The sequence below is a fragment of the Amycolatopsis anabasis genome, assembly GCF_009765355.1.
Classification (GTDB): Bacteria; Actinomycetota; Actinomycetes; order Mycobacteriales; family Pseudonocardiaceae; genus Amycolatopsis; species Amycolatopsis anabasis.
Genome location: NZ_VTHK01000156.1, coordinates 1 through 1,442 on the forward strand (window position 1 = coordinate 1; position 1,442 = coordinate 1,442).

At 68.3% G+C, this 1,442-nt stretch carries 1 protein-coding gene; it reads right to left on the reverse strand.

Annotated elements, in window-relative coordinates; translation table 11 throughout:
- A partial coding sequence (locus FXO23_RS50475) for an IS4 family transposase (protein ID WP_158896334.1) occupies nt 1-1,337 on the reverse strand: 1,337 nt, incomplete at its 3' end.
- Nucleotides 1,338-1,442: the final 105 nt, after the last annotated feature.

The following is a 1,442-nucleotide window of genomic DNA, read 5'->3' on the forward strand; positions in this document are numbered from 1 at the left end:
ATTGTGTAGGTGGCTGTTTGTGAGGGTGGGGTTGTTGGGCGTTTGGAGGGGAAGGGTGAGGTTGGTCGTTTCCGTGCTCGGGGGCACTGTCGTGTTCTGCGGTGTTGTGGCAGGGGGCGGTGGATGGCGCGTTGTGTCGCGCGGGTGTGGTGGTCGTTGGTGAGGGTTCCGCGGTGGCTGGTGATGGTGTCGGTGATGGTGTGTAGCGCGGTGGTGAAGGAGACTCGGCTGATGTCGAGCCCGGTGCCCTCGGCGCAGTCGTGCGCGAACCGTCGCAGGGCCTGGTAGGTGATCAGGTAGGCGTAGACCTCTTGTTCGACACCTTGGTGGGTGCGGGAGCGTAGTACCCGGCCGGCGCCGCGTTGCAGGACTTTCCAGCAGTAGAAGGTGGTTTCGATGACCCAGCGGCGGGCGTAGAGCTGGATGAGTTCGCGGGCTGGGGCGTGGTGGTGGTCGGTGATGGTGGTGATCAGGCGGTAGACCTCGGTGCGGGCGGTTCCGTCGGCGGCGGTCACGGTGATGGTCGCGTTGATCACCCGGACCGGCAGCGGATCGGGCTGTGTGCGGTGGTGTTTGCGGTGCGGGAACCGGGACAGATACGACCCGTCCGGCAGGATCTGATGGATCGGCAGGTGCGCGCCGGTTTTGGCTCGCCACAACAGATCCGCACCGGTTGCGGCGGTGGCATGCCACAACGTCCAGGAGTAGAAGTTCCGGTCGGCCAGCAGCAGCATCCCCGCCCCCAGCCGATCCAGCAGCCCTCGCGCGAGGGTGGTCTCCCCGCCCCCGCCCTGGAACACGGCGCCGAGGAAGGCGCGGGTGCCGCATTCCACCAAGCCCAGCAGCCCGAGTTTGCGGTAGCCGGACGGGCCTGCTTTGCCGCCCGCACGGCTGAACAGCACGCTGTTGCTGTCGGTGTCGGGCACGTCCAGGGTGGTGCCGTCCCACGCGAGCAACCGCCAGCGCCGGTACCACGCCCGAGTATCGGCGCGGACCGCGACCGGGCCGCACGCCCAGTCCCACAATGCCCGTAGCGGCGCCACTCCCAGCCGGGCCCGTGCCTGCCGCAACGCCGCCGTCCCGGCCAGCCGTGGCGTGGTGTCCAGCCCGGCGGTCATCGCGTCGAGCACCCCGCCATAGCCCCGGCCCGGAAACAGAGCCAACGCCAGCACGAAGTACACCACGACCCTCGCCGGCAGCAGCCGCACCCGGCACTGCGTGCGCTTGGTCTCAGCCAGGATCTCATCCACCGCCCGCGGCGGGACGTAGTCGGTGAGCACCCCCAAATGCCCCGCCGCGAACACCGGCGCGTGAGCGGACATGGCAGAATCGGGCACCGCGGCTCCTGGCGAAGAGTGGATCTTGGTCGATTTCTCTTCTACCAGGAGCCGCACCCATCACAGCCTTGACACCCCCCACCCAGCCCTAACTACCCGGCATTG